This window comes from Bradyrhizobium sp. TM239 (genome assembly GCF_036247985.1).
GTDB lineage: Bacteria > Pseudomonadota > Alphaproteobacteria > Rhizobiales > Xanthobacteraceae > Bradyrhizobium > Bradyrhizobium ottawaense.
Map to the genome: position 1 here is coordinate 819,166 of NZ_BTIR01000001.1, position 22,459 is coordinate 841,624.

20 protein-coding genes are annotated in these 22,459 nt (G+C 65.4%); 14 read left to right on the forward strand and 6 right to left on the reverse strand.

From position 1 onward, the window contains the following. Positions 1 to 11 precede the first annotated feature (11 nt). A complete protein-coding gene (locus AABA84_RS03995; RefSeq protein WP_338311458.1) occupies positions 12 to 650 on the reverse strand; it encodes a TetR/AcrR family transcriptional regulator in 639 nt (212 codons plus the stop codon). Between the two features lie 215 nt (positions 651 to 865). Here AABA84_RS03995 and AABA84_RS04000 point away from each other — a divergent pair, with 215 nt between their 5' ends. The 7 genes from AABA84_RS04000 (at position 866) to AABA84_RS04030 (ending at position 6,876) form a co-directional block, all read left to right on the forward strand. After that, positions 866 to 2,416: an ABC transporter substrate-binding protein gene (locus AABA84_RS04000; protein WP_338311459.1), complete on the forward strand. Its 1,551-nt coding sequence runs from the start codon at positions 866 to 868 to the stop codon at positions 2,414 to 2,416. Positions 2,417 to 2,689: 273 nt separating this feature from the next. Continuing rightward, entirely contained in the window at positions 2,690 to 3,661 is a 972-nt protein-coding gene (locus AABA84_RS04005) for an ABC transporter permease (protein ID WP_338311460.1), read from the forward strand. Next, a complete protein-coding gene (locus AABA84_RS04010; protein ID WP_212247295.1) occupies positions 3,658 to 4,497 on the forward strand; it encodes an ABC transporter permease in 840 nt (279 codons plus the stop codon). Before AABA84_RS04005 ends, AABA84_RS04010 begins: the two co-directional genes overlap by 4 nt. A 2-nt stretch (positions 4,498 to 4,499) precedes the next feature. Then, positions 4,500 to 6,119 (forward strand): ABC transporter ATP-binding protein, encoded by a 1,620-nt coding sequence (locus tag AABA84_RS04015; protein WP_338311461.1) that lies wholly within the window; start codon positions 4,500 to 4,502, stop codon positions 6,117 to 6,119. 46 nt (positions 6,120 to 6,165) lie between these two features. Beyond that, positions 6,166 to 6,459, forward strand: a complete 294-nt coding sequence (locus tag AABA84_RS04020; RefSeq protein ID WP_212247298.1) for a hypothetical protein — start codon at positions 6,166 to 6,168, stop codon at positions 6,457 to 6,459. Positions 6,460 to 6,493: 34 nt separating this feature from the next. After that, the gene (locus AABA84_RS04025; RefSeq protein WP_212247299.1) at positions 6,494 to 6,670 is read left to right on the forward strand and encodes a hypothetical protein; all 177 of its coding nucleotides are present in this window, start codon (positions 6,494 to 6,496) and stop codon (positions 6,668 to 6,670) included. Next, positions 6,667 to 6,876, forward strand: coding sequence for a hypothetical protein (locus AABA84_RS04030; RefSeq protein ID WP_212247302.1), 210 nt, complete (start codon positions 6,667 to 6,669; stop codon positions 6,874 to 6,876). The genes AABA84_RS04025 and AABA84_RS04030 overlap by 4 nt, the downstream gene beginning before the upstream one ends. Before the next feature lie 16 nt (positions 6,877 to 6,892). On the opposite strand, the gene AABA84_RS04035 is transcribed toward AABA84_RS04030, so the two are convergent. Beyond that, the gene (locus AABA84_RS04035) at positions 6,893 to 7,177 is read right to left on the reverse strand and encodes a hypothetical protein (protein WP_212247304.1); all 285 of its coding nucleotides are present in this window, start codon (positions 7,175 to 7,177) and stop codon (positions 6,893 to 6,895) included. Positions 7,178 to 7,384: 207 nt separating this feature from the next. Between AABA84_RS04035 and AABA84_RS04040 the strand changes: the two genes are divergently transcribed. From AABA84_RS04040 to AABA84_RS04055, 4 genes are all read left to right on the forward strand, one after another. Continuing rightward, positions 7,385 to 7,705: a hypothetical protein gene (locus AABA84_RS04040; RefSeq protein ID WP_028139866.1), complete on the forward strand. Its 321-nt coding sequence runs from the start codon at positions 7,385 to 7,387 to the stop codon at positions 7,703 to 7,705. Positions 7,706 to 7,929: 224 nt separating this feature from the next. Next, positions 7,930 to 8,655: an outer membrane protein gene (locus AABA84_RS04045; protein ID WP_212247305.1), complete on the forward strand. Its 726-nt coding sequence runs from the start codon at positions 7,930 to 7,932 to the stop codon at positions 8,653 to 8,655. Between the two features lie 164 nt (positions 8,656 to 8,819). Further along, complete coding sequence (locus AABA84_RS04050; RefSeq protein ID WP_212247306.1) at positions 8,820 to 10,985, forward strand: methyl-accepting chemotaxis protein; 2,166 nt, start codon at positions 8,820 to 8,822, stop codon at positions 10,983 to 10,985. Between the two features lie 134 nt (positions 10,986 to 11,119). Continuing rightward, positions 11,120 to 12,181 carry an MBL fold metallo-hydrolase gene (locus AABA84_RS04055; RefSeq protein WP_028139863.1) on the forward strand — a complete coding sequence of 354 codons (1,062 nt, stop codon included), beginning with the start codon at positions 11,120 to 11,122 and terminating at the stop codon, positions 12,179 to 12,181. Positions 12,182 to 12,245: 64 nt separating this feature from the next. On the opposite strand, the gene aroQ is transcribed toward AABA84_RS04055, so the two are convergent. Next, on the reverse strand, positions 12,246 to 12,677 hold the full coding sequence (gene aroQ / locus AABA84_RS04060; protein ID WP_091960086.1) for a type II 3-dehydroquinate dehydratase: 432 nt from the start codon (positions 12,675 to 12,677) through the stop codon (positions 12,246 to 12,248). A gap of 344 nt (positions 12,678 to 13,021) precedes the next feature. Between aroQ and hemA the strand changes: the two genes are divergently transcribed. Both hemA and AABA84_RS04070 read left to right on the forward strand, forming a co-directional pair. Further along, positions 13,022 to 14,251, forward strand: coding sequence for a 5-aminolevulinate synthase (gene hemA / locus AABA84_RS04065; protein ID WP_338307654.1), 1,230 nt, complete (start codon positions 13,022 to 13,024; stop codon positions 14,249 to 14,251). A 400-nt stretch (positions 14,252 to 14,651) separates the two neighbouring features. After that, on the forward strand, positions 14,652 to 18,161 hold the full coding sequence (locus AABA84_RS04070; RefSeq protein ID WP_338311462.1) for a PAS domain-containing hybrid sensor histidine kinase/response regulator: 3,510 nt from the start codon (positions 14,652 to 14,654) through the stop codon (positions 18,159 to 18,161). A 214-nt stretch (positions 18,162 to 18,375) separates the two neighbouring features. Here the strand turns inward: AABA84_RS04070 and AABA84_RS04075 are convergent, their stop codons facing one another. Next, the gene (locus AABA84_RS04075) at positions 18,376 to 19,047 is read right to left on the reverse strand and encodes a response regulator (protein WP_338307655.1); all 672 of its coding nucleotides are present in this window, start codon (positions 19,045 to 19,047) and stop codon (positions 18,376 to 18,378) included. A gap of 338 nt (positions 19,048 to 19,385) precedes the next feature. Between AABA84_RS04075 and AABA84_RS04080 the strand changes: the two genes are divergently transcribed. Further along, complete coding sequence (locus AABA84_RS04080) at positions 19,386 to 21,011, forward strand: MFS transporter (protein WP_212247312.1); 1,626 nt, start codon at positions 19,386 to 19,388, stop codon at positions 21,009 to 21,011. Between the two features lie 122 nt (positions 21,012 to 21,133). Here AABA84_RS04080 and AABA84_RS04085 read toward each other — a convergent pair whose 3' ends face one another. Beyond that, positions 21,134 to 21,607 carry a secondary thiamine-phosphate synthase enzyme YjbQ gene (locus AABA84_RS04085; RefSeq protein ID WP_338311463.1) on the reverse strand — a complete coding sequence of 158 codons (474 nt, stop codon included), beginning with the start codon at positions 21,605 to 21,607 and terminating at the stop codon, positions 21,134 to 21,136. Between the two features lie 161 nt (positions 21,608 to 21,768). Then, positions 21,769 to 22,290 carry a hypothetical protein gene (locus AABA84_RS04090; RefSeq protein ID WP_212247316.1) on the reverse strand — a complete coding sequence of 174 codons (522 nt, stop codon included), beginning with the start codon at positions 22,288 to 22,290 and terminating at the stop codon, positions 21,769 to 21,771. Positions 22,291 to 22,459: the final 169 nt, after the last annotated feature.

Below are 22,459 nucleotides of genomic sequence, written 5' to 3' on the forward strand. Positions count from 1 at the left end.
TTAACGATGAATCAGGCGCGCTTACGCCGGGTTGCGGCCTTCGCGACCGCTGCCGTTCCGGATTTGGCGGCACGTTTTGCGGCCGGTTGTTCGAGGCCGATCCACTGCGCATCGTCGAGCAGGCGCGCGAACAGTCGCTGGTGCTCGTCCTTGCTGAGCGGCGACATGCCGAACAGCGAACTCAGCAGCAGTCCCATCGCTCCGGCCCAACGCAGCATCGCGAGATCGGGATCCGTGGCCTCTTCCCTGATCGCGGCCATCCGCTCCATCTCGCGCTCGCGCGGCAGCGCCATCAGACGCGGATTCTCCACCATGGCCGCAACCAGCGCCAGCGCCGCGGAATTCGGCGACGTTGCCGCTTCGCGCACGGTGGCCAGCTGGGTCGCCAGATTGGGATTCGCGGAGGTCTCGCTCGCCTTCGCCATATAACGCGTCGAGAATTCCTCGAAATGCGCCATCTGCCGGTCGAGCAACGCCTTCAGCACCGCCTCCTTGGTGCGGAACTGATGCATCACGCCGCCCTTGCTCAGCCCGCTCTCGCGCGCAATCGCATCGAGCGTCAACCGGCCCGGGCCGTCGCGCGCGATGATCGCGATGGCCGCTTCGAGCGCAGCGTTGCGGGACCGTTCGGAGCGCGTGGCATTGTCCATGGCCGACTTGTCTCCGTGACGCCGCGATGAATCAAGTGAAAACAGGACGCGCTGTACATTTTTTGTGCGAGCACTGTCGCGACTTTCATCTTGCGGCGCCGAACGGGACTGTGTGAGCCTCAATACCGGATGGGGACTGGGATGGGCCGGCCGTAGCTTTGCGCGCCATGACGTGCGAAGCGTTGACGGCTGGTCTCGCTTGAGAAAGATACGACATGCCGAAACGAGTGTTGCTTGGTCTCCTCCTGGCGTGCGGCCTCACGGCCCCGACACTGGCGCAAGAGCCGAAGACGGGAGGTGTGGTCAATGCAGTGATCCAGCCCGAGCCGCCCGGCCTGATGCTGGCGATGGTCCAGAACGGCCCGGTGCAGATGGTGTCGGGCAACATCTTCGAAGGGCTGCTGCGCTACAGCCCCAAGCTCGAGCCGCAGCCTGAGCTCGCCGAGAGCTGGAGCGTCAGCGAGGACGCCAAGACCTACACCTTCAAGCTTCGGAAGGGTGTGACCTGGCATGACGGCAAACCTTTCACCGCCGCCGACGTGCTGTTCTCGATCGAGATGCTGAAGCAGACCCACGCGCGCGCCCGCAACAACCTCGCGCAGGTCGACAAGGTCGAGGCGCCCGACGATTACACTGTCGTCTTCACGCTGAAGCAGCCGTTCGGCCCGTTCCTCGGCATCTTCGAGGTCGGTTCGATGCCGATGGTGCCGAAGCATCTCTATGACGGCACCGACTGGAAGACCAATCCCTACAACAACGCCCCGGTCGGCACCGGCCCCTTCATGTTCAAGGAATGGCAGAAGGGCTCGTTCATTCGCCTGGCCAAGAACCCGAACTATCACGAGAAGGGCAAACCCTATCTCGACGAGATCTACTGGCAGATCATACCCGACGCCGCCGCGCGCTCGGTGGCCTACGAGACCGGCAAGGTCGACGTGCTGCCCGGCGGCTCGGTCGAGAATTTCGACGTGCCGCGGCTGTCCAAGCTGAAGGACACCTGCGTCACCGGCGCCGGCTGGGAGTTCTTCTCGCCGCTGGCCTGGCTGTGGCTCAACAACCGCCAGGGCCCGCTCGCCGACAAGCGGGTGCGGCAGGCGGTCATGTATGCGATCGACCGCGAATTCGCCAAGGACGTGATCTGGAACGGGCTCGGCAAGGTCGCGACCGGCCCGTCCGCCTCGACCATCAAATACTATACCGACGACGTGCCGAAATATCCGTACGACCCGGCCAAGGCCAAGGCCCTCTTGAAGGAAGCCGGCTACAAGGGCGAGAAGATCCGCCTGCTGCCGCTCGCTTATGGCGAGACCTGGCAGCGCTGGGGTGAAGCGGTGAAGCAGAACCTCCAGGACGTCGGCATGAATATCGAGACGATCGCCACCGACGTTGCCGGCGGCAACCAGAAGATCGGCGACTGGGACTACGACATCGCCTTCACCTATCTCTACCAGTATGGCGATCCCGCGCTCGGCGTCGGCCGAAACTACGTCTCCAGCGCCATCGCCAAGGGCCAGGTCTTCAACAACGTCGAGGGCTACTCCAACCCCGAGATCGACAAGCTGTTCGCCGACGGCGCCGTCGCAACGCCGGACTCCAAGCGCAAGGAGATCTACGAGAAGGCGCAGAAGATCCTGGTCGAAGACGTGCCGGTGGCCTGGATGCTCGAGCTGCAATTCCCGACCATCATGCGCTGCAAGGTCAAGAACCTGATCACCACGGGGATCGGGGTCAATGACGGCTTCAAGGACGCATGGCTCGACAAGTGAGGAGGGGCGCTTCGCGTCTGGTCTCTCGTGCTGTAGCTTTCGCCGAATGATTGCCGTCCGAGCCACGGAAAAGGTGCAACTCTCCCGCTTGCGGGAGAGGTCGACGCGCGCCGGGCGATGCGAAGCATCGTCCCGAGCGCGGCGGGTGGGGGCTTTCTCCGCTCGGGGACCTTCTCTGCGGAAACACCCCCACCCCTACCCTCCCCCGCAAGCGGGAGAGGGAGCGCATCGTCGCTGCGGCGACCCTCTCGTCAAACAAGCGTCACTCTAAGTATGCTCTCATTCGTCGCTCAGCGTGTCCTCAAGGGCGTCATCGTCCTGCTTGCGATCGTCGTCCTCAATTTCTTCCTGATCCGGCTTGCGCCCGGCGACCCCGCTGTCGTGATGGCGGGCGAGGCCGGGGCCAGTGACCAGATCTTCGTCAAGCAGCTCAGGGAGAAATTCGGCCTCGACAAGCCGTTGCCCGAGCAGCTCTTTATCTACGTCAAGGGCATCGTCACCCTCGACCTCGGCTTCTCCTTCCGCCAGCAGGCGCCGGTCGCAAAGCTGATCGGCGAGCGGCTGCCGGCGACGCTGCTGCTGACACTGACGGCATTTTCGATCTCGCTCATGCTCGGCATTCTCTTCGGCACCTTCGCCGCGCGCTTTGCCGGGACCTTTCTCGACACCGCCATCACCGTCTTTGCCCTGATCTTCTACGCCATGCCGATCTTCTGGGTGGCGTTGATGGGCATCCTGCTGTTCTCGGTGACCATGGATTGGCTGCCGAGTTTTGGTTACGAGACGGTCGGTGCGAACCTCACCGGCTTCGCCCACGCGGTCGACGTCGCAAAACACCTGATCATGCCGGCGATGACGCTCGGCCTGTTCTTCATGGCGACCTATACCCGCATGACGCGCGCCTCGATGCTGGAGGTGAAGCGGCTCGACTTCGTCAAGACCGCGCGCGCCAAGGGCCTCTCCGACGCCGTGATCCAGCGCCGCCACGTGCTGCGCAACGCGCTGCTCCCCGTCGTGACGCTGGCCGGCGTGCATTCCGGCACGCTGATCGGCGGCGCCGTCATCACCGAGACCGTGTTCGCCTGGCCCGGCATCGGGCGGCTGATGTACGACGCGCTGCTGCAGCGGGACTACAATCTGCTGCTCGGCGTCTTTGTGATCTGCTCCGCCATGGTCCTGATCTTCAACCTCATCACCGACCTCGTCTATCGCCTGGTCGATCCGCGCATCGAATTCGCCTCATGAAACAATTCTGGAAATCGATGCTGCGCAGCCCGAGCGGCGTCATCGGGCTCATCATTCTGGTTCTCGCGATCTCGGTCGCATTGTTCGGACCGATGCTGTTCCCGAACTCGCCCTGGCGCATGGTGCAGCGGCCGTTCCTGCCGCCCTTCACGCTCTCGACGGTGCCGCTCGGCACCGACGCGCTCGGCCGCGACGTGTTCGCCGGCATGATTTTTGGCGCGCGCGTCTCGCTGCTTGTCGGCCTCGTCTCCACGCTGGTCGCGCTGATCGTCGGCGTTCCCATCGGCGCCATGGCCGGCTATTTCGGCGGCAGGGTCGATGACGCCCTGATGCGCTTCACCGAGTTCTTCCAGACCATTCCGAGCTTCGCGCTTGCGATCGTGCTGGTCGCGATCCTGCAGCCCTCGATCTACTCGATCGTGACCTCGATTGCGCTGGTGAGCTGGCCGCCGGTCGCCCGCCTCGTGCGCGGCGAGGTGCTGTCGCTGCGCACGCGCGAATATGTCCAGGCCGCCGTGGTCACCGGCCAGAGCAATAGCTGGATCATCATGCGCGAGATCCTGCCGAACGCGCTGTCGCCCGTGATCGTGCTGGCCTCGCTGATGGTGGCGACCGCGATCCTGCTGGAGTCCTCGCTGTCGTTCCTCGGCCTCGGCGATCCCAATCTGATTTCCTGGGGCTACATGGTCGGCGCCGGCCGCACCGTGATCCGCCAGGCCTGGTGGATCACGGTGTTTCCCGGCGTCGCCATCCTGATCTCGGTGCTGGGTCTCAACCTGATCGGCGAAGGCCTCAACGACGCGCTCAATCCGCGCCTGTCGCGGGAGGGACGCTGACGATGACCGCCCCACCCGCCGTCTCCATCAAGAACTTGCGGATCGCGCTGCCTGAGGGAGCCGAGCGAACTTTCGCCGTCGACGGCGTCTCGCTCGATTTGCGGCCCGGCAAGATCGTCTGCGTCGTCGGCGAATCCGGCTCCGGCAAGTCGATGTGCGCGCATGCGCTGATGGGCCTGTTGCCCGATACGGTCTCGGTCGCCTCCGGCGAGATTCAGTTCGAAGGACGCGACCTGCTCAAGCTCGACGACGACGGCTGGCGCGATCTGCGCGGCCGCCGTCTCGCGATGATCTTCCAGGAGCCGATGACCGCGCTCAATCCCTTGATGCGGATCGGCGACCAGATGGCCGAGATGTTCGAGGCCCACGGCCTGCTCTCGCCGAAGGAGCGGCGCGCCAGAGCGCTCGCTTTGGCACGGGAAGTCGGCCTGCCCGACCCCGAGCGCATCGTCCGCGCCTATCCGCACCAGCTCTCCGGCGGCCAGCGCCAGCGCGCCATGATCGCGATGGCGCTGGCGCTGGAGCCGGCGGTGCTGGTCGCGGACGAGCCGACCACCGCGCTCGACGTCACCACGCAGGCGCAGATTCTCAAGCTGATCCGCAACCTCCAGCGCAATCGCAACATGGCGGTGATGTTCATCACCCACGATTTCGGCGTGGTCGCCGATATCGCCGATCAGGTCGTCGTGCTCCGGCACGGCAAGGTGGTCGAGGAAGGCCCTGCGAGCTCCGTCTTCAACGCGCCGCAGCACGACTACACCAAGGCGCTGCTCGCCGCGGTGCCCTCGATGGATCCGCCGGCGCGCGCGCCGCTCGACGACCAGGCCAGGGCCGTCGAGGTGATCGGGCTCGACAAGACCTATGTCACCTCGGGCGGCTGGTTTCGCGAGGACCGCCGCGTCGATGCCGCGCGCGCGGTCAATTTTGACATTCTCAGGGGCGAGACGCTCGGCCTCGTCGGCGAATCCGGCTCCGGCAAATCGTCGGTGGCGCGCCTGGTGATGCGGCTGATCGAGGCCGACCGCGGCACGGTGCGGATCGGCGAGACCGATCTCACCTCGCTGTCGGGCAAGGCGCTGCGCGCCGAGCGCCATCGCATCCAGATGATCTTCCAGGATCCGTTCGCCTCGCTCAATCCGCGCCGCAAGGTCGGTCACATCATCGCCGACGGCCCGATCGCGGCCGGCCTTGATCCGAAGACGGCGTTCGACCGCGCCCGCGATCTCCTCAAGATGGTCGGACTCGATGCCGGCGCGCTCGAGCGCTATCCGCATGAATTCTCCGGCGGCCAGCGTCAGCGCATCGGCATTGCGCGCGCGCTGGCGCTGGAGCCCGAGATCATCGTCGCCGACGAGGCCGTCTCCGCGCTCGACGTCTCCGTGCAGGCGCAAGTCTTGCGGCTGCTCGAAGACCTCAAGACGCGACTCGGTCTCTCGATGCTGTTCATCACCCACGATCTACGCGTCGCCGCCCAGATCTGCGACCGCATCGCGGTGATGCAGCGCGGCGCCATCGTCGAGCTGAAGCCGACCGCGCAGCTCTTCGCCGCGCCGGAGCATGCCTATACGCGCGAGCTGCTGGCGGCGGTGCCGGGACGGAAAGAGCGCGCGCCGGCGGCGTGAAGATCGATCGCACCGAGTCGCCGAATTCCGGGATGGTTCCAAAAACTTGCACGCGGCCCGAGGTGAAACCTATTCGGTCCAGAAGAATTTTCTCCACGAAAATATCCTTGCCGATGATCGCAGGGAGCAAGTCGACACCAGCATTCGCTCGCGCGGCTTCCGAAGCCCCGTGACGGATGTGAGCTGGTGGGCGGTCTCTCAACCCGGCGCATCAAAGGCACTGGAGACGTTGGGATTCCGGAGTGCGCTCACGCGCTTTTTATTCCTTCGTGATCGGCGACACCGCTTCAAAGCCGAAGACGGCGTCATAGATGACGATGAAATGATGGTCGTCAGCTGATGACGGGATTTGCCAACTGATATTCGGAGCCAACATGGGAGAAGTCATTCGATTTGTCTCAAAGTCCGAGCGCGAGCGCGCACGTCTCATCCAGGAGGCGCGCGCCATCTACGACAGTATCTTCCCACCGACCGACCCGGCCAGCGAAGGCCAGGATAAGGCCGCGATCGGCCGTACCTATATCGGCCGCGACGGGAGTAACCTGTCGTGATCAAGATCATCGCCGTGCTTTGCAGCCTTGCCTCCCCGACCAATTGTCACGAGCAGGTCGTCACCACCTCGGATTTCGCGCAGGTCTCGGTGCAGTCCTGCCTGATGGGCGCGCCGCAACTCGCCGACTGGATGAGCCAGCATCCGGCGGAGCGACTGGCTGCGTGGCGCTGCGTGATCGGTCAACAGGCCGGCCGGGGCATCTGAGGCCGAAGGCCGTGCCCTATCTCGTGGTGTTGCTCCAGGTGGGCACCGAGTTGGTCACGCCGACCGAGGGCCAATTGTACGATCCGACCGACGGCGCCGTGACCGTCCCGGCCGTCTGGCCGGACGAGCCGTAGGACGCCCTCGGCTGCGCTGCGGGCGCTCCGGCGCCGCCATAGGTCGGGGCCACCACGCCCGTGCTGTAGTTTCGGCTCGACCGGGCCTTCTTCGCTTCGGCCGCAAAGGGCGCGGCAAGCAGCCCGGTCGTGATGAGCGCGGCAATCGCGAGTTTGATGCTTGTCATGGCTGATCCCTCGGTCGCTGGGGGCCCCTTGTGCCATGTGTTCATTGATCGGACGAAGTCCATAGGCACAAGTTCATAACTCCGTGCGCGGGCGAAGGTGCCGAGGCAATGCCGTCACCTCCATTTCGGACGGATCATGCCCGCCTTCGGATGGACCCGAATCAGCGCTAGGGCATTGCCCTCAGCGACTTCGCGTATTGAGGCGACATGACCGGGCCCGAACTGAAGCAACTCCGCGCCGACCTCTCCGATGCCCTCGAGCGGAAGCTCACTGCGGCCGACATGGCAAAGCTCTGCGGATTGCCGGAGAAAGGCGGCGGCGACACCATCCGGCGCTGGGAGGTGAGCGGCCCGACACCGGCGGTGACCAAGGTGCTGCGCGTGCTTGCGATGGCGAGCGAGCGCTATCCCATCCTGGAGAAGTTCGACATCTTCGATCGCCATGACGTGCGCGAGGAGGACCGCCCCGCAAAGCGCGCGGCGTTCCGCGAGCAGATGCGCGATGAGGCGCGACGGCGTCTTGGTTAACGAAGGACGCGCAGAGGTTACCGGCAGCTTGTGAAGTTAAGCCTTCCTTCACCACTTCTTAAGCCGGCATTAAGCACGAAAATCATTTGCAGCCCAATAAGTTAGGTTGGGTCTCGTTGTGCCATGCATGTGACAGCATTTTCGTCAAAAGCGAGCTATCTGCAAAACCAACGCGGCGCGGAAAGCGCGCCTGCCGGGGACCTTAAGTGTCGGAGTTCAAGACGATGAAGAAGATTCTGTTTGCGACCGTTGCGCTGCTCGTGGTGGGCGCTGCTGCGCCGGCCGTCGGTGCCGATCTCGGCAACCGCAACTATTACAAGTCGCCCGCGCCGGCCTATGCCGCGCCGATCTACAACTGGACCGGTTTCTACATCGGTGGCCACGTCGGCGGCGCGTTCTCCAGCGACAATAATTTCAACGGCCTTTCCACCGGCAACAACGGCAACGGCCGTTTCCTCGGCGGCGTGCAGGTCGGCGGGGACTGGCAGTTCCACCCGAACTTCGTGGTCGGCGTCGAGGGCCAGTATTCCTGGCTCTCCGGCAGCGTCGGCGCCGTGTTTCCGGGCGGCATCGCCTACACCAACGATCAGCGTGGCCTCGGCTCGATCACCGGCCGCGTCGGCTACACCTGGGGCCCCGGCCTCGTCTATGTGAAGGGCGGCTACGCCTATTCGGACAACAACGAGAAGGTGACCGTGGGCGGCGTGCCCGCCGCGTTCGTCATCACTGGCGATCACCGCAACGGCTACACGGTCGGCGCCGGCCTCGAATACATGTTCGCCCCGAACTGGTCGGCCAAGGCCGAGTACCAGTACTACAATTTCGGCGAAGCGAGCTTCACCGGCGGTCCGCTCGCAGGCACCGGCAGCTTCACCACCGACGACCACACCATCAAGGCGGGCGTCAACTACCGCTTCAACTGGGCAAGCCCGGCCGTCGCGCGCTACTGATCGGTTACCACAACCTTACCATGACGGGGGGCCGGCGATTTCGCCGGCCCTTCTTTTTTCGCCCTGCGGAACACATGCAACCGTTTGCGGAGATTGCGAATTTTTAACCCGCCGTGCGGATACTGCCGGCCACAAACAGAAGCAAGAACGTTGGGGGAATTTCGATGGCGATCCGTTTCAGCCTTGGCAGCTCACTTGGCGGCCCACTTGGCCGAATGCGGCCTCGTTTCAAAATGCCGACCTGGGGCGTACGCGGCAGCCTGTTCGCCGCCTTCGCGGTGATCGCCGGCATGGGCCTCGTGATCGCGGCCGGCGCCGGCCTGGCGTTGCAGAATCTCGGCGGGCGCATGACCGAACTGAGCGGGCGGGACATTCCGCGCCTTGCCGCCAGCCTGCAATTGTCGGCATTGAGCGCGAGCCTTGCGGCACAGGGACCTGCCCTGCTCGCGGCGCAAAGCGAGGAAGCGCTGAACGAGCGCACCAAGAAGCTCAAGGAGCTGCAGGAGCAAACACAGCAGAAGCTCAACGAGATCATCCAGCTCGGCGGCGACAAGTCCGTCGTCTCCGGACTCAGCGAGACGATGAAGAGCATCAACGAGGCGGCCCAGAGCCTGGCCAAGGCCGCGCGCGAACGGCTCGATATCGCCGCCCTCCACGACAAGCAATATGACGCGCTGCGCAGCGCCCAGGGCGCCTTCGTCGGCGCGGCCAGCCCGGCGATGCTGGACGCGCAGACCCGGGTCAACGCCATTCTCGGCTCGGCCGACCTGTCCGCGGCAGATGCCAGCGACGCCGCACAGACCGTCGGCCAGCTCGGCAACGTCGTCGCCAGCGGCAATCTCGCAGCCGCCGACATGAGTGCGGCGCTGTCGGCCAACACCAGCGACAAGCTCGACGACATCCAGAAGGAATTCAAGACGGCACAGGGCCGCCTGCGATCCAACCTCGACCTGTTGCCCGACAACCAGGGCAACAAGATGCTGCGCGAAACGGCGGAGAAGCTGCTCGCGCTCGGCACCGGCAAGACCGGCGTCTTCAATCTGCGTGAGAAGGAGCTCGACTCCGTCGACTACGGCCAGACCATCCTCGACGAGACCCGCAAGCTCAATGTCGGCCTCGGCATCAGCGTGCAGCAGCTCGTCGACGGCGTGCAGAAAGAGACCAACGCCTCGACCTCGCAGGCGCAGCAGGAGACCTCGCTCGCGACGACCGTGATGCTGGCGCTCGGGGCCTTGATGCTGGTCGGCTCGGCGCTGTTCGTCTGGCTCTATGTCGGCCGCAACATCCTGCGCCGCATCCGCGAGCTTCAGCGCGCCATGCAGCTGCTGTCGGCCGGCGACCTCGACACCGAGATCGTCCGCTCCCGGCAGAACGACGAGATCGGCGTGATGAAGGAAACGCTGACCGTGTTCCGCGACAGCATGATCGAAGCCCGGGCGCTCGCCGGCGAGCAGGACAAGGACCGGATCGCCAAGGCCGAGCGGGCCGCGCGCATGGAAGCCAAGATCGCCGAATTCGAAAGCACGGTGCGCTCCGCGCTCGACAATCTGGCGCAGTCGGCCAATTCGATGCAATCGACCGCGCAGAGCATGTCGACCACCGCCGACCAGTCCAACGCGCTGGTCAACGCGGTCGCCTCCGCCGCCGAGGAGACCTCGGTCAACGTCCAGACCGTGTCGTCAGGCACCGAGCAGCTGTCGTCCTCGATCGAGGAGATCAGCAAGCAGGTCGTCACCTCGGCCGCGATCGCCAAGAAGGCGGTCGACGAGGCCGGCGCCACCGACACCACGGTGCAGAGCCTCGCCGACAGCGCGAGCCGCATCAGCGTCGTGGTCGACCTGATCCAGACCATCGCCTCGCAGACCAATCTGCTCGCGCTCAACGCCACCATCGAGGCGGCGCGTGCGGGCGAGGCCGGCCGCGGCTTTGCGGTGGTTGCCTCCGAGGTGAAGAGCCTCGCGAGCCAGACCGCCAAGGCCACGGAGGAAATCCGCACCCAGATCGCCAGCATGCAGGAGATCACGACCTCGGCGGTCGGCGCCATCCAGGGCATCGGCCGGATCATCGGCGAGATCGACAACGTGACCACGACGATCGCAGCCGCGGTCGAGGAGCAGGGCGCCGCCACCCGCGAGATCGCGCGCAACATCCAGCATGCCGCCGGCGGCACCAGCGAGGTCTCCAGCAACATCGTCGGCGTCTCCACCGCCTCGGCCGAAGCCGGCGCCGCGGCAAACGAAGTGCTGGGCGCCTCCGACGCGCTCCGCCGCGAAGCCGACATGCTGCGCGGAGAGATCGACGCGTTCCTCAACAACATGCGGGCGGCGTAACAGCGCCGGCCCGTAGCCCGGACGGCGCTTCGTCCGGGCTACGGAAAAACACGCCCGGTATGACCGCCATGCGGAGACCACGGGCCAGCCTTTTTCGGCTGGCGCCCCGCGCGCGCTGGGGTTAAGCCGGTAGCATGAACGCGAAAACCGACACCGCACAGTCCTCAGCCGAAGCCCTGCGCTACCCCTGGGAGCAGCACCCTGGCCACGACGAGATCGTCGAGGTCAGGCCCGGCGTGCTGTGGGCGCGGCTGAAATTGCCGTTCCGCCTCAACCACGTGAACATCTACCTGCTCGCCGACGGCGACGGCTATGCGATGGTGGATACCGGCTTCGGCAACGAGGAGACGATCGAGGCCTGGACCAAGCTGTTCGACGGACCGCTGAAAGGCGTCCACATCACGCGCCTGATCGTCACCCACTCCCACCCCGACCATGTCGGACTCGCGGGGTGGGTCGTCGAGCGGTTCAACTGCCCGCTGGTGATGTCGCAGGTCGAATATCTGCAATCGGTCTATCACCAGAACCGCGGCACCGCGGAGCGGCAGGAGGCGCAGCGGCTGTTCTTCCGTCGCCATGGCATGGACGAGTCGCTCACCGAAAAGCTGCTCGGCCGCGGCCAGGATTATCTCAAGCGCGTCTCGGTGCTGCCGCCCTCCTACCGCCGCATCTCCCATGGCGACGACGTCGTGATCGGCACGCGCCGCTTCAAGGTGATCACCGGCGGCGGCCACGCCCTCGACCAGGTGATGCTGTATTGCGCCGACGACAAGCTGTTCCTCTCCGCCGACCAGGTGCTGAGCAAGATCTCGCCCAATGTCAGCGTCTGGGCGGTCGAGCCCGACCAGAACTCGCTCGGCGAATATCTGGCCTCACTCGCCAGCCTCACCACGACGCTGCCCTATGACGTCCTGGTGCTGCCCGGCCACGGCGTGCCGTTCTACGGACTGAAGACCCGGATCAAACAGCTCGCCGACCACCATGAAGAGCGCTGCCGCCTGATCGCGGAAGCCTGCCGCGAGGTGCCGCAGACCTCGCGCGCCTTGGTGCCCGTCGTGTTCAACAAGCATGTGCTCGACGAACACCAGATGGGCTTTGCCGCCGGAGAGCTCGTCGCCCACGTCAACTACATGATCGTCGAGGGCCGGCTGACGGCGGAGACGAAGGACGGCGTGCTGCAGTTCAGGACGACGTGAGCGTTTCTTAGCCTCTCACCGTAAGAACGGCGCGAGGGAGCGCACCGCCCTCCCCGCGAACACCTCACTTCATATTCGCGATCGCATGCAGCGCCGCGATGTAGCCGAACGGGCCCAGGCCGCAGATCACCCCGGTCGCCACGAACGAGATCTTGGAGTGGCGGTGATATTCGTCGCGGGCGTGGATGTTGGAGATGTGGACTTCCAGCACCGGCCCTTCGAACGTCTTGATCGCGTCCATGATCGCGACCGAGGTGAAGGAGAAGCCGGCCGGATTGATGATGATGGCGTCGGCGTCCTGCCGCGCCGACTGGATCAGGTCGACCAGCACGCCTTCGTGGTTGGACTGGTGGAAGGCGAGCTTGAGCCCGAGCGTTGCGGCGGCCGCCTCGCAGCTCGCGTTGACCTCTGCGAGCGTCGTGGTGCCGTAGATGTGTGGCTCGCGAATGCCGAGCATATTGAGGTTGGGACCGTTCAGAATCATGACTCGCTTCATCGGGCGTCCTTTCGCATGAGCTTGCCGCCGGGCGCCGATCCGCGCCTCGCAGAAAGCAAGGCTACGACATCGGCGCGACCGGCTCCGCAATCATGGACGGAGCGCGCCCCATGGACAAAATGTCCATGGCAGCGGCAACGGTCCCTGGCTTTCCCGGGGGCCTCGGCCCGCGCGGGCGGGCCAGTGTTAGGCGTTTGATCCACATCAACTATCGCCGGCGAGACGCCGCTATCAATGGACCTGCGCACCTCGTCACAAATGTGTGCGGGCGCATGGACATTGGAGCTGGAAAAGCTCTAAAAATGAGCGGCCGCCGTGGCCGGGTTCCGTTGCAGGTTTTGCCGATGGATTACAACCAGTTCTTCGATTCCGCCCTCGATCGTCTCCACTCCGAGCGGCGCTACCGCGTGTTCGCCGACCTCGAGCGCACGGCCGGCCGATTCCCGCACGCGGTCTGGCACTCGCCCAAGGGCAAGCGCGACGTCGTGATCTGGTGCTCCAACGATTATCTCGGCATGGGCCAGCATCCGAAAGTGGTCGGCGCCATGGTCGAGACCGCGACGCGCGTCGGCACCGGTGCCGGCGGCACCCGCAACATCGCCGGCACGCATCATCCGCTGGTCCAGCTCGAGGCCGAGCTCGCCGATCTCCACGGCAAGGAAGCCGCGCTGCTGTTCACCTCGGGCTATGTCTCGAACCAGACCGGCATCCCGACCATCGCAAAGCTCATTCCGAACTGCCTGATCCTGTCGGACGAGCTCAACCACAATTCGATGATCGAGGGCATCCGCCAGTCCGGCTGCGAGAGGGTGGTGTTCCGCCACAACGATCTTGCGCATTTGGAGGAGCTGTTGAAAGCGGCCGGCCCGAACCGGCCGAAGCTGATCGTCTGCGAGAGCCTCTATTCCATGGACGGCGACGTCGCCCCGCTCGCCAAGATCTGCGATCTCGCCGAGAAGTACGACGCGATGACCTATGTCGACGAGGTCCACGCGGTCGGCATGTACGGCCCGCGCGGCGGCGGCATCGCCGAGCGTGACGGCGTCATGCATCGCATCGACATCCTCGAAGGCACGCTGGCGAAAGCGTTCGGCTGCCTCGGCGGCTACATCGCCGCCAGCGGCCAGATCATCGATGCCGTGCGCTCCTATGCGCCGGGCTTCATCTTCACCACCGCGCTGCCGCCGGCGATCTGCTCGGCCGCGACCGCCGCGATCAAGCATCTGAAGACCTCGAACTGGGAGCGCGAGCGTCACCAGGACCGTGCTGCCCGCGTGAAGGCGATCCTCAACGCCGCCGGCCTGCCCGTGATGTCGAGCGACACCCACATCGTGCCGCTGTTCGTCGGCGATCCCGAGAAGTGCAAGCAGGCGTCCGACCTGCTGCTCGAGGAGCACGGCATCTATATCCAGCCGATCAACTATCCGACGGTCGCCAAGGGCAGCGAGCGGCTGCGCATCACGCCCTCGCCCTATCACGACGACGGCTTGATCGATCAGCTCGCCGAGGCCCTGCTGCAAGTGTGGGACCGTCTCGGCCTGCCGCTGCGCGAGAAGTCACTGGCGGCGGAGTAGGCCTCTTCGCCTCTTCTTGAATCCAACTCGGACCGTCCCCGGAGCTACCCCTCTCCCCGACCCTCCCCCGCAAGGGGGGAGGGAGCGAAACAGGTGCGCCCGCCTCACGTCGATTGAGCGCGACTGCCTGACGCTGCACTAGTCTCGCCCTTGTCCCTAGTCTCACCCTTGTTGCAGCGATAGACGCTCTCTCCGTTCCCTCCCCCCTTGCGGGGGAGGGTCAGGGAGGGGGGTGCCACACGGGGACTCTCTCGGTGGGCCTCAAGCGACCAGCTTAACGACAACCCCAGTTCCCGCCCCGGCGCGGTATTTCGCTGTCGCCTCCACTCGCCCAACGCGCTAGAACTAAAGGGAAAATGAGCTCGGGCGCGGCCAGCGCCCAGGGAGAAGCGCGCTCGCCATGCTGCACGATTGGGGCGTGATCGCCGCCGCCTTCGGCTATATCGGCTTCCTGTTCCTGGTGGCGAGCCATGGCGACCGCCGCTCGCCGGCCGGGCGCGGCCGTGCCTCCGGGCTGATCTATCCGCTGTCGCTGGCGATCTACTGCACCTCCTGGACCTTCTTCGGCTCGGTCGGCTTCGCCACCCGCACCTCGACCGACTTCCTCGCTATCTATGTCGGCCCGATCCTGATGATCGGGTTAGGGGCCGGCGTGTTGCGCCGCGTGATCCAGCTCGCGAAAGCCCACAACATCACCTCGATCGCCGACTTCATCGGGGCCCGCTATGGCAAGAGCCAGGCGGTGGCGGCCACCGTCGCGCTGATCGCGATCATCGGCTCGGTGCCCTACATCGCGCTCCAGCTCAAGGCGGTCGCCTCCTCGCTCGAAACGATCCTGAGCGAGGACCAGGCCTTCTCCCACATTCCGATCGTCGGCGACATGGCGCTGATGGTGACGCTGGCGATGGCGGCCTTCGCCGTGCTGTTCGGCACGCGGCAGACCGACGCCACCGAGCACCAGCACGGCCTGATGCTGGCGGTTGCGACCGAATCCATCATCAAGCTGGTCGCCTTCCTCGCCGCCGGCATCTTCGTCACCTTCTGGATGTTCTCGCCGCACGAATTGATCGAGCGCGCCATGAAGACACCGGAGGCGGTGCGCACCATCAACTATTCGCCCTCGATCGGCAACTTCCTCACCATGACGCTGCTGTCGCTCTGCGCGATCATGCTGTTGCCGCGCCAGTTCCACGTCAGTGTGGTCGAGAACTCCTCGGATGCCGAGGTCGGCCGCGCGCGCTGGCTGTTCCCGCTCTACCTCGTCGCCATCAATCTGTTCGTGATCCCGATCGCGCTCGCCGGCCTCGTCACCTTCCCGTTCGGCGCGGCCGACCCTGACATGTACGTGCTGGCGCTGCCGATGGAGGGCGGTGCGGGGCTTCTCAGCGTCGCCATTTTCGTCGGCGGCCTGTCGGCGGCGACCGCGATGGTGATCGTCGAATGCGTCGCGCTCTCCATCATGGTCTCGAACGACCTCGTGGTGCCGCTGGTGCTGCAACGACGGCCGGAAGGACGCGCCGGCGGCGCGGATTTCAGCGACTTCCTGCTGCGCTCGCGCCGGCTCGCGATCTTCGCCATCATGGTGATGGCCTATTTCTACTATCGCGCGCTCGGCAATACCCAGCTCGTGGCGATCGGCCTGCTCTCCTTTGCCGCCATCGCGCAGCTTGCGCCGAGCTTCTTCGGCGGGCTGCTGTGGCGGCGCGCGACCGCGCGCGGCGCCATCGGCGGCATGCTGGTCGGCTTCGCGGTGTGGCTCTACACGCTGTTCATCCCGAGCTTCATGGATTCCTCGACATCGGGCATCCTGCTGCTGCAGCACGGTCCGTTCGGCATCGAGGCGCTGCGGCCGCAGGCGCTGTTCGGCGCCGATCTGCCTCCCCTGATGCACGGCGTGATCTGGTCGCTGTCGCTCAACATCCTGACCTATGTGCTGCTGTCGCTGGCGCGAAGGCCCTCGTCCATCGAGCTGCTGCAGGCAGATCTGTTCGTGCCCAATACGCTTGCGCCGATCTCGCCTAGTTTCCGCCGCTGGCGCACCACCGTCACCGTGCAGGACATCCAGACCACGGTGGCGCAATATCTCGGACCCGACCGCGCCCGGCATTCCTTCGAGGCATTCTCCGCACGGCGCAACGTTCGTCTGGAGGCGGGAGCGCCCGCCGATTTCGAGCTGTTGCAGCACGCCGAGCATTTGATCGCCTCCTCGATCGGCGCGGCCTCCTCGCGCCTCGTGATGTCGCTGCTGCTGCGCAAGCGCACGGTATCGGCCAAGGCCGCGCTAAAACTGCTCGACGATTCGCACGCGGCCCTGCATTTCAACCGCGAGATCCTCCAGACCGCGCTCAACCACGTGCGCCAGGGCATCGCCGTGTTCGATGCCGACCTGCAGCTGATCTGCTCCAACCGGCAGTTCGGCGACCTCCTCAATGTGCCCCCGCACATCGTCCAGTTCGGCACGCCGCTGCGCGAGATCCTGGAATTCATCGGCGTGAGCGATCCGGACGACCCGGTCGAGCGCGAAGCCATGCTGGAGCGGCGTCTCGCCGCCTACACTACCGACAGCGAGCCATATCTCGAACGCCTGCCGGAACGCCACATGGTGATCGAAGTGCTCACCAACCGCATGCCCGGCGGCGGCTTCGTCATCACCTTCACCGATGTCACGCCGACCTTCGAAGCGGCGGAGGCGCTGGAGCGTGCCAACGCGACCCTGGAAAAGCGCGTGCGCGACCGCACCGAGGAGCTGACGCGGCTGAACTCCGAGCTGGCACTGGCCAAGAGCGCGGCGGAAGACGCCAGCATCTCCAAGACGCGCTTCCTCGCCGCCGCCAGCCACGACATTCTCCAGCCACTGAACGCGGCGCGGCTCTATGTCACGAGCCTCGTCGAGCGCCAGCACAGCGGCGAGGAGACGCGGCTGGTCGAGAACATCGACGAATCCCTGCAGGCGATCGAGGAGATCCTCGGCGCGCTGCTGGACATCTCGCGGCTGGACGCCGGCGCGATGACGACCTCGATCTCGAGCTTCAAGATGGCTGATCTGATGCGTTCGCTGGAAATCGAGTTCGCGCCGGTCGCGCGCGCCAAGAACCTGGAGCTCGCCTTCGTGCCGTGCTCGCTGCCGGTCGAATCGGACCGGCTGCTGCTGCGGCGCCTGCTGCAGAACCTGATCTCGAACGCGATCAAATACACCCCGCGCGGCCGCGTGCTGGTCGGCTGTCGCCGACAAGGCCCTTCGCTCAAGATCTGCGTCTACGACACCGGCGTCGGCATCCCGCCGGTCAAGCGCGGCGAGATCTTCAAGGAATTCCACCGCCTCGAGCAGGGGGCGCGGATCGCGCGCGGGCTGGGGCTCGGCCTGTCGATCGTCGAACGCCTGGCGCGCGTGCTCAAGCACGGCATCGCCATCGACGGCAACAGAAGCGGCGGCTCGGTCTTCTCCGTGACGGTGCCGACGGCGAAGGCGATCACCCACACCGCCGCCGTGACCAGCGCGACGCCGCTGGCACGGACGCCGATCTCGGGCGCGCTGATCGTCTGCATCGAGAACGACGCGGCGATCCTCGACGGCATGCGCACGCTGCTGAAGGCCTGGGACGCCGAGGTGATCGCGGTCGCCGATCCCGAAGGCGCGATCGCCGCGATCGAAACGGCGGGACGACGCGTCACCGGCCTTCTGGTCGACTATCATCTCGACCGCGGCAACGGCATCGCCGCCATCCGCGACATCCGCCGCCGCTTCGGCGACGCGATCCCCGCGATCCTGATCACGGCCGACCGCAGCCCCGCCGTGCAAGTCGCCGCCCGCGACGAGAAGGTCGCGGTACTGAACAAGCCGGTCAAGCCGGCTTCGCTCCGCGCGCTCCTCGGCCAGTGGCGCACGCAGCAGATGGTGGCGGCGGAGTAGGTGTTACTGGAAATCGGGCTTGCACATTCCTGACCCGTCATCCCCGCGCAACGGCGACGCCGTTGTCGCTGGAGGCGCGAGCCATGCGGTGCGGCAGCACCGCATCGCGAGCCTCGAAGGATGAACGGCCGAGGTGCCAGCCGGGCCGTTCATCCTTCGAGGCCTCCGCTACGCTCCGGCGCCTCAGGATGACGGATTTGATAACACGATGAGCTCACCCCGTCGGCGTGCCCGACTTCCACTGGCCGCTCGCGATCTTGGCGGCCGCGATCACCGCCTGGGTGCGGCTTTCGACGCCGAGCTTTTGCAGGATCGCCGAGACATGCGCCTTGATGGTGGCCTCGGAGACACCGAGCTCATAGGCGATCTGCTTGTTGAGGAGGCCCTCCGACAGCATCATCAGGACCCGGACCTGCTGCGGCGTCAGCGTCACCAGGCGGTCGCGCAGGCGCGTCATGTCGGGGTCGGCCGCAGCCGACAAATCGGTATCGGCGGGAACCCAGACGTCGCCCTCCATCACCTTGAGGATGGCGTCGCGCAGGGTCTCGACGCCGAAACGCTTGGGAATGAAGCCGGAGGCGCCGAAATCGAGCGAACGGCGAATCGTGGCGCTGTCGTCGGACGCCGAGACGATCACCACCGGGATCGCCGGATATTGCGCACGCAGATAGATCAGGCCGGAAAAGCCTGAAATCCCGGGCATCGAGAGGTCGAGCAGGATCAGGTCGACATCCGAGGTCTGTTCCAGGAGCTTGGTCAGATCCTCGAACGATCCGGCCTCGTCGATCCTGGCCGAGGTCAGGACGCCAGCCACCGCCTGTCGCAGCGCGTCGCGGAAAAGAGGATGGTCATCGGCAATGACGAGATGGGTCGAGGGAGCGTTCATCGTTCTCTTGCTGTCGTTCGCGGGCCGGCGGACAGATCCCGGGTCCGTCAATTCTTCCCCGAGCGGCCGTGGCATGCAAGTGCACATTATCCCTTTGCTGCAAAGGGGTTAATCCGGAAGCCTACGTGGCGGCGCGCCGGTACCCGATACCGGGCGTCAGCTGCGCGTCAGTGCGCAAGGCCGAAAGTCGTATTGGGGCGGGTTTCACGCCGATGTTACCTTGCAGCCAAGACCTGGGTTGATCCGGCATGTCCGGACGTCTGGGGCGCGAGGAAACGCATTTCGGGGAGCGACTCAACATGTCGACAATGGCTGTATCTCAAGCAGGCGCGGGAGGAATGACGAAGGACGAACGGTTCGTCATTCTCGCCTCCTCGCTCGGTACCGTCTTCGAGTGGTACGATTTCTACCTCTACGGTTCGCTGGCCGGCATCATCGGCGCGCAGTTCTTCTCGGCCTATCCGCCGGCAACCCGCGACATCTTCGCGCTGCTGGCGTTCGCAGCCGGCTTCCTGGTGCGTCCGTTCGGCGCGATCGTGTTCGGCCGCGTCGGCGACATCGTCGGCCGCAAATACACCTTCCTCGTCACCATCCTGATCATGGGTCTGTCGACGTTCATCGTCGGCCTGCTGCCGAACGCGGCGACCATCGGCATCGCGGCTCCGATCATCCTGATCGCGCTGCGCCTCGCCCAGGGCCTCGCCCTCGGAGGTGAGTATGGCGGCGCGGCGACCTACGTCGCCGAACATGCTCCGAACGGCAAGCGCGGCTACTACACCTCCTTCATTCAGACCACGGCGACGCTCGGCCTGTTCCTGTCGCTGCTGGTGATCCTGTTCACCCGTAGCGCCCTCGGCGAACCCGATTTCGCCGCCTGGGGCTGGCGCATCCCGTTCCTGGTCTCGGTGCTGCTGCTCGGCGTCTCGGTCTGGATCCGGCTCCGCCTCAATGAATCGCCGATCTTCCAGAAGATGAAGGACGAGGGCAAGGGCTCGAAGGCGCCGCTGACGGAAGCCTTCGGCAACTGGCAGAACGGCAAGCTCGTGCTGCTCGCGCTGCTCGGCGGCGTGATGGGCCAGGGCGTCGTCTGGTACACCGGCCAGTTCTACGCGCTGTTCTTCCTGCAATCGATCCTGAAGGTCGACGGCTACACCGCCAACCTGCTGATCGCCTGGTCGCTGCTGCTCGGCACCGGCTTCTTCATCGTGTTCGGCATGCTGTCGGATCGTATCGGCCGCAAGCCGATCATCCTCGGCGGCTGTCTGATCGCGGCGCTGACCTTCTTCCCGATCTTCAAGATGATCACCACCAATGCCAACCCGGCGCTGGAAAAGGCGATCGAATCGGTCAAGGTCGACGTGGTGGCGGATCCCGCGGGTTGCGGCGACCTGTTCAACCCGGTCGGCACCCGTGTCTTCACCGCACCTTGCGACACCGCACGCGCTTATCTGTCGCAGTCGTCGGTCAAGTACTCGACCACGCCGGGCGCAGCCGGCTCGGGCGTGAAGGTGGTGGTCAACGGCAAGGACGTCGCCTACGCCAACGCCAAGGACGGCAACCCGGCGGTTCTCGCCGCGGTGCAGGCGGCCGGTTATCCGAAGGGCGGCGACGCCGGAATCGTGAAGATGGCGCATCCGTTCGACATCTTCCGTCCTCAGGTGGCGGCGATCATCGGCCTGCTGTTCGTGCTCGTGGTCTACGTCACCATGGTGTACGGCCCGATCGCGGCGATGCTGGTCGAACTGTTCCCGACCCGCATCCGCTACACCTCGATGTCGCTGCCCTACCACATCGGTAACGGCTGGTTCGGCGGCCTGCTGCCGGCGACCGCCTTTGCCATCGTGGCCTCGACCGGCGACATCTATGCCGGCCTCTGGTACCCGATCATCTTCGCCTCGATTACCGTCGTGATCGGCTTCTTCTTCCTGCCCGAGACCAAGGACGTCGACATCAAGGCGACCTGATCGAAAGCACCGATCGACAACACGAACCGGCCGCGGTCTCCGCGGCCGGTTTTGTTTTATGGGCTTCTCGTTTCGATGCGTTTTCTTGACGCGAACCGGCGCCCACTTCGCTCGAATACGCTCTACTGATTGCTGCCGACGAATTGCAGCACCACCTCGCGCCGGTGCGGGCGCTTGCGGTGCTCGATCAAATAGATCGCCTGCCAGGTGCCGAGGGCAAGCCGGCCATTCAGGACCGGGACCTGAAGCGAGGCCCCGGTCAGCATCGTCTTGATATGTGCCGGCATGTCGTCCGGTCCTTCGGTGTCGTGGGTCCACCCGGCATCCTCCGGCGCGAGCCGGGACAGCGCCGTGGTGAGATCGACGAGCACGGACGGATCGGCGTTCTCCTGGATCGTCAGCGAGGCCGAGGTATGGCGGATGAACAGCGTCAGCGCACCGTCGCGCGCGTGAACCTCGGCGATGAATTTTGCAGCCTCGCTGGTCAGATCGGTGAAGCCGCAGCCCGGTGTCTGCACGCTCAGCAGCGACGAAGAGATGGCGGTGGCCTGCACGGACGACGGTGACGAGCGCGTGATGGATTTGGCTGATGTCATGGACGGTCTCTCAACTCGGGAAGCCTGCCGTAGGGTAGGCAAAGGCGTGGATGCGCCGTGCCCACGTCTTCTGTCATTGTCGTAGAGGCATGGTGGCACGGCACTGATGCGCCTTTGCTCACCCTACGGCAGCTCAACGCATGGATGGCGCGAAGGGACCATCAAATCTTTCCCGACACGTCCTTCTGGACGCGGTGGGCCATGTCGATCAGCCGCCGCCAGGCCTTTTCCAGAAACGACATCACACGGTCGACGTCCTGGTCGCTCGGCAGCGGGATCTCGATCTTGCGCTCGCCCTCGGCGCCCTTGGGCTCCGCTTTCTTCAGCGGGTCGGATTTCGGCAGCGCCTCGTCGATCTTGCCCGACACCGTGGGCCCGGCCGCGAGCTGTCCCTTCAGACTCTCGACCTCGGCCTGGAGCCTGCCGATCTCGGCGTCGAGCGCGGTCCGTTCGTCAGGCACCGCATAGCAGGCCCAGCCGGCGCCGTTCTTGGTGCAGGTCGATACCGTGCCGGTGCGCGTGTCGAGCCGCAGCACGCCCTCGGGGATCGGCGCCATGCTGTAGCGGCCGTTCTCGCTGTCGGGCGCGGATTGCGCGGCCTCGAGGTCGCCGCCGATCGCCATCGCGGCGGCGAACGCCGCCAGCGCAAGCCATGATGTTGTGGATGACGTCACTGGTCTCATCGCGCTCTCCGCCACGACGTGCAGGTGGCACTTTCGCAAATTCTACACCCCGGTGAGGCGATCCGCCGCCCAAAACACACACCGGCATCAACGATCACGGCGGCGTCTTCGATCCCGGCAGCGTGGCGAAAGGGCGGCCGCATCCGCCGATCATGAGGCCTGCTGCTGC

What these genes read in the sequence shown, in the direction of transcription:
- AABA84_RS03995 (WP_338311458.1), bottom strand. Translation starts at nt 650, where the DNA reads ATGGACAATGCCACGCGCTCCGAACGGTCCCGCAACGCTGCGCTCGAA.
- AABA84_RS04000 (WP_338311459.1), top strand. Translation starts at nt 866, where the DNA reads ATGCCGAAACGAGTGTTGCTTGGTCTCCTCCTGGCGTGCGGCCTCACG.
- AABA84_RS04005 (WP_338311460.1), top strand. Translation starts at nt 2,690, where the DNA reads ATGCTCTCATTCGTCGCTCAGCGTGTCCTCAAGGGCGTCATCGTCCTG.
- AABA84_RS04010 (WP_212247295.1), top strand. Translation starts at nt 3,658, where the DNA reads ATGAAACAATTCTGGAAATCGATGCTGCGCAGCCCGAGCGGCGTCATC.
- AABA84_RS04015 (WP_338311461.1), top strand. Translation starts at nt 4,500, where the DNA reads ATGACCGCCCCACCCGCCGTCTCCATCAAGAACTTGCGGATCGCGCTG.
- AABA84_RS04025 (WP_212247299.1), top strand. Translation starts at nt 6,494, where the DNA reads ATGGGAGAAGTCATTCGATTTGTCTCAAAGTCCGAGCGCGAGCGCGCA.
- AABA84_RS04035 (WP_212247304.1), bottom strand. Translation starts at nt 7,177, where the DNA reads ATGACAAGCATCAAACTCGCGATTGCCGCGCTCATCACGACCGGGCTG.
- AABA84_RS04040 (WP_028139866.1), top strand. Translation starts at nt 7,385, where the DNA reads ATGACCGGGCCCGAACTGAAGCAACTCCGCGCCGACCTCTCCGATGCC.
- AABA84_RS04045 (WP_212247305.1), top strand. Translation starts at nt 7,930, where the DNA reads ATGAAGAAGATTCTGTTTGCGACCGTTGCGCTGCTCGTGGTGGGCGCT.
- AABA84_RS04050 (WP_212247306.1), top strand. Translation starts at nt 8,820, where the DNA reads ATGGCGATCCGTTTCAGCCTTGGCAGCTCACTTGGCGGCCCACTTGGC.
- AABA84_RS04055 (WP_028139863.1), top strand. Translation starts at nt 11,120, where the DNA reads ATGAACGCGAAAACCGACACCGCACAGTCCTCAGCCGAAGCCCTGCGC.
- aroQ (WP_091960086.1), bottom strand. Translation starts at nt 12,677, where the DNA reads ATGAAGCGAGTCATGATTCTGAACGGTCCCAACCTCAATATGCTCGGC.
- hemA (WP_338307654.1), top strand. Translation starts at nt 13,022, where the DNA reads ATGGATTACAACCAGTTCTTCGATTCCGCCCTCGATCGTCTCCACTCC.
- AABA84_RS04070 (WP_338311462.1), top strand. Translation starts at nt 14,652, where the DNA reads ATGCTGCACGATTGGGGCGTGATCGCCGCCGCCTTCGGCTATATCGGC.
- AABA84_RS04075 (WP_338307655.1), bottom strand. Translation starts at nt 19,047, where the DNA reads ATGAACGCTCCCTCGACCCATCTCGTCATTGCCGATGACCATCCTCTT.
- AABA84_RS04080 (WP_212247312.1), top strand. Translation starts at nt 19,386, where the DNA reads ATGACGAAGGACGAACGGTTCGTCATTCTCGCCTCCTCGCTCGGTACC.
- AABA84_RS04085 (WP_338311463.1), bottom strand. Translation starts at nt 21,607, where the DNA reads ATGACATCAGCCAAATCCATCACGCGCTCGTCACCGTCGTCCGTGCAG.
- AABA84_RS04090 (WP_212247316.1), bottom strand. Translation starts at nt 22,290, where the DNA reads ATGAGACCAGTGACGTCATCCACAACATCATGGCTTGCGCTGGCGGCG.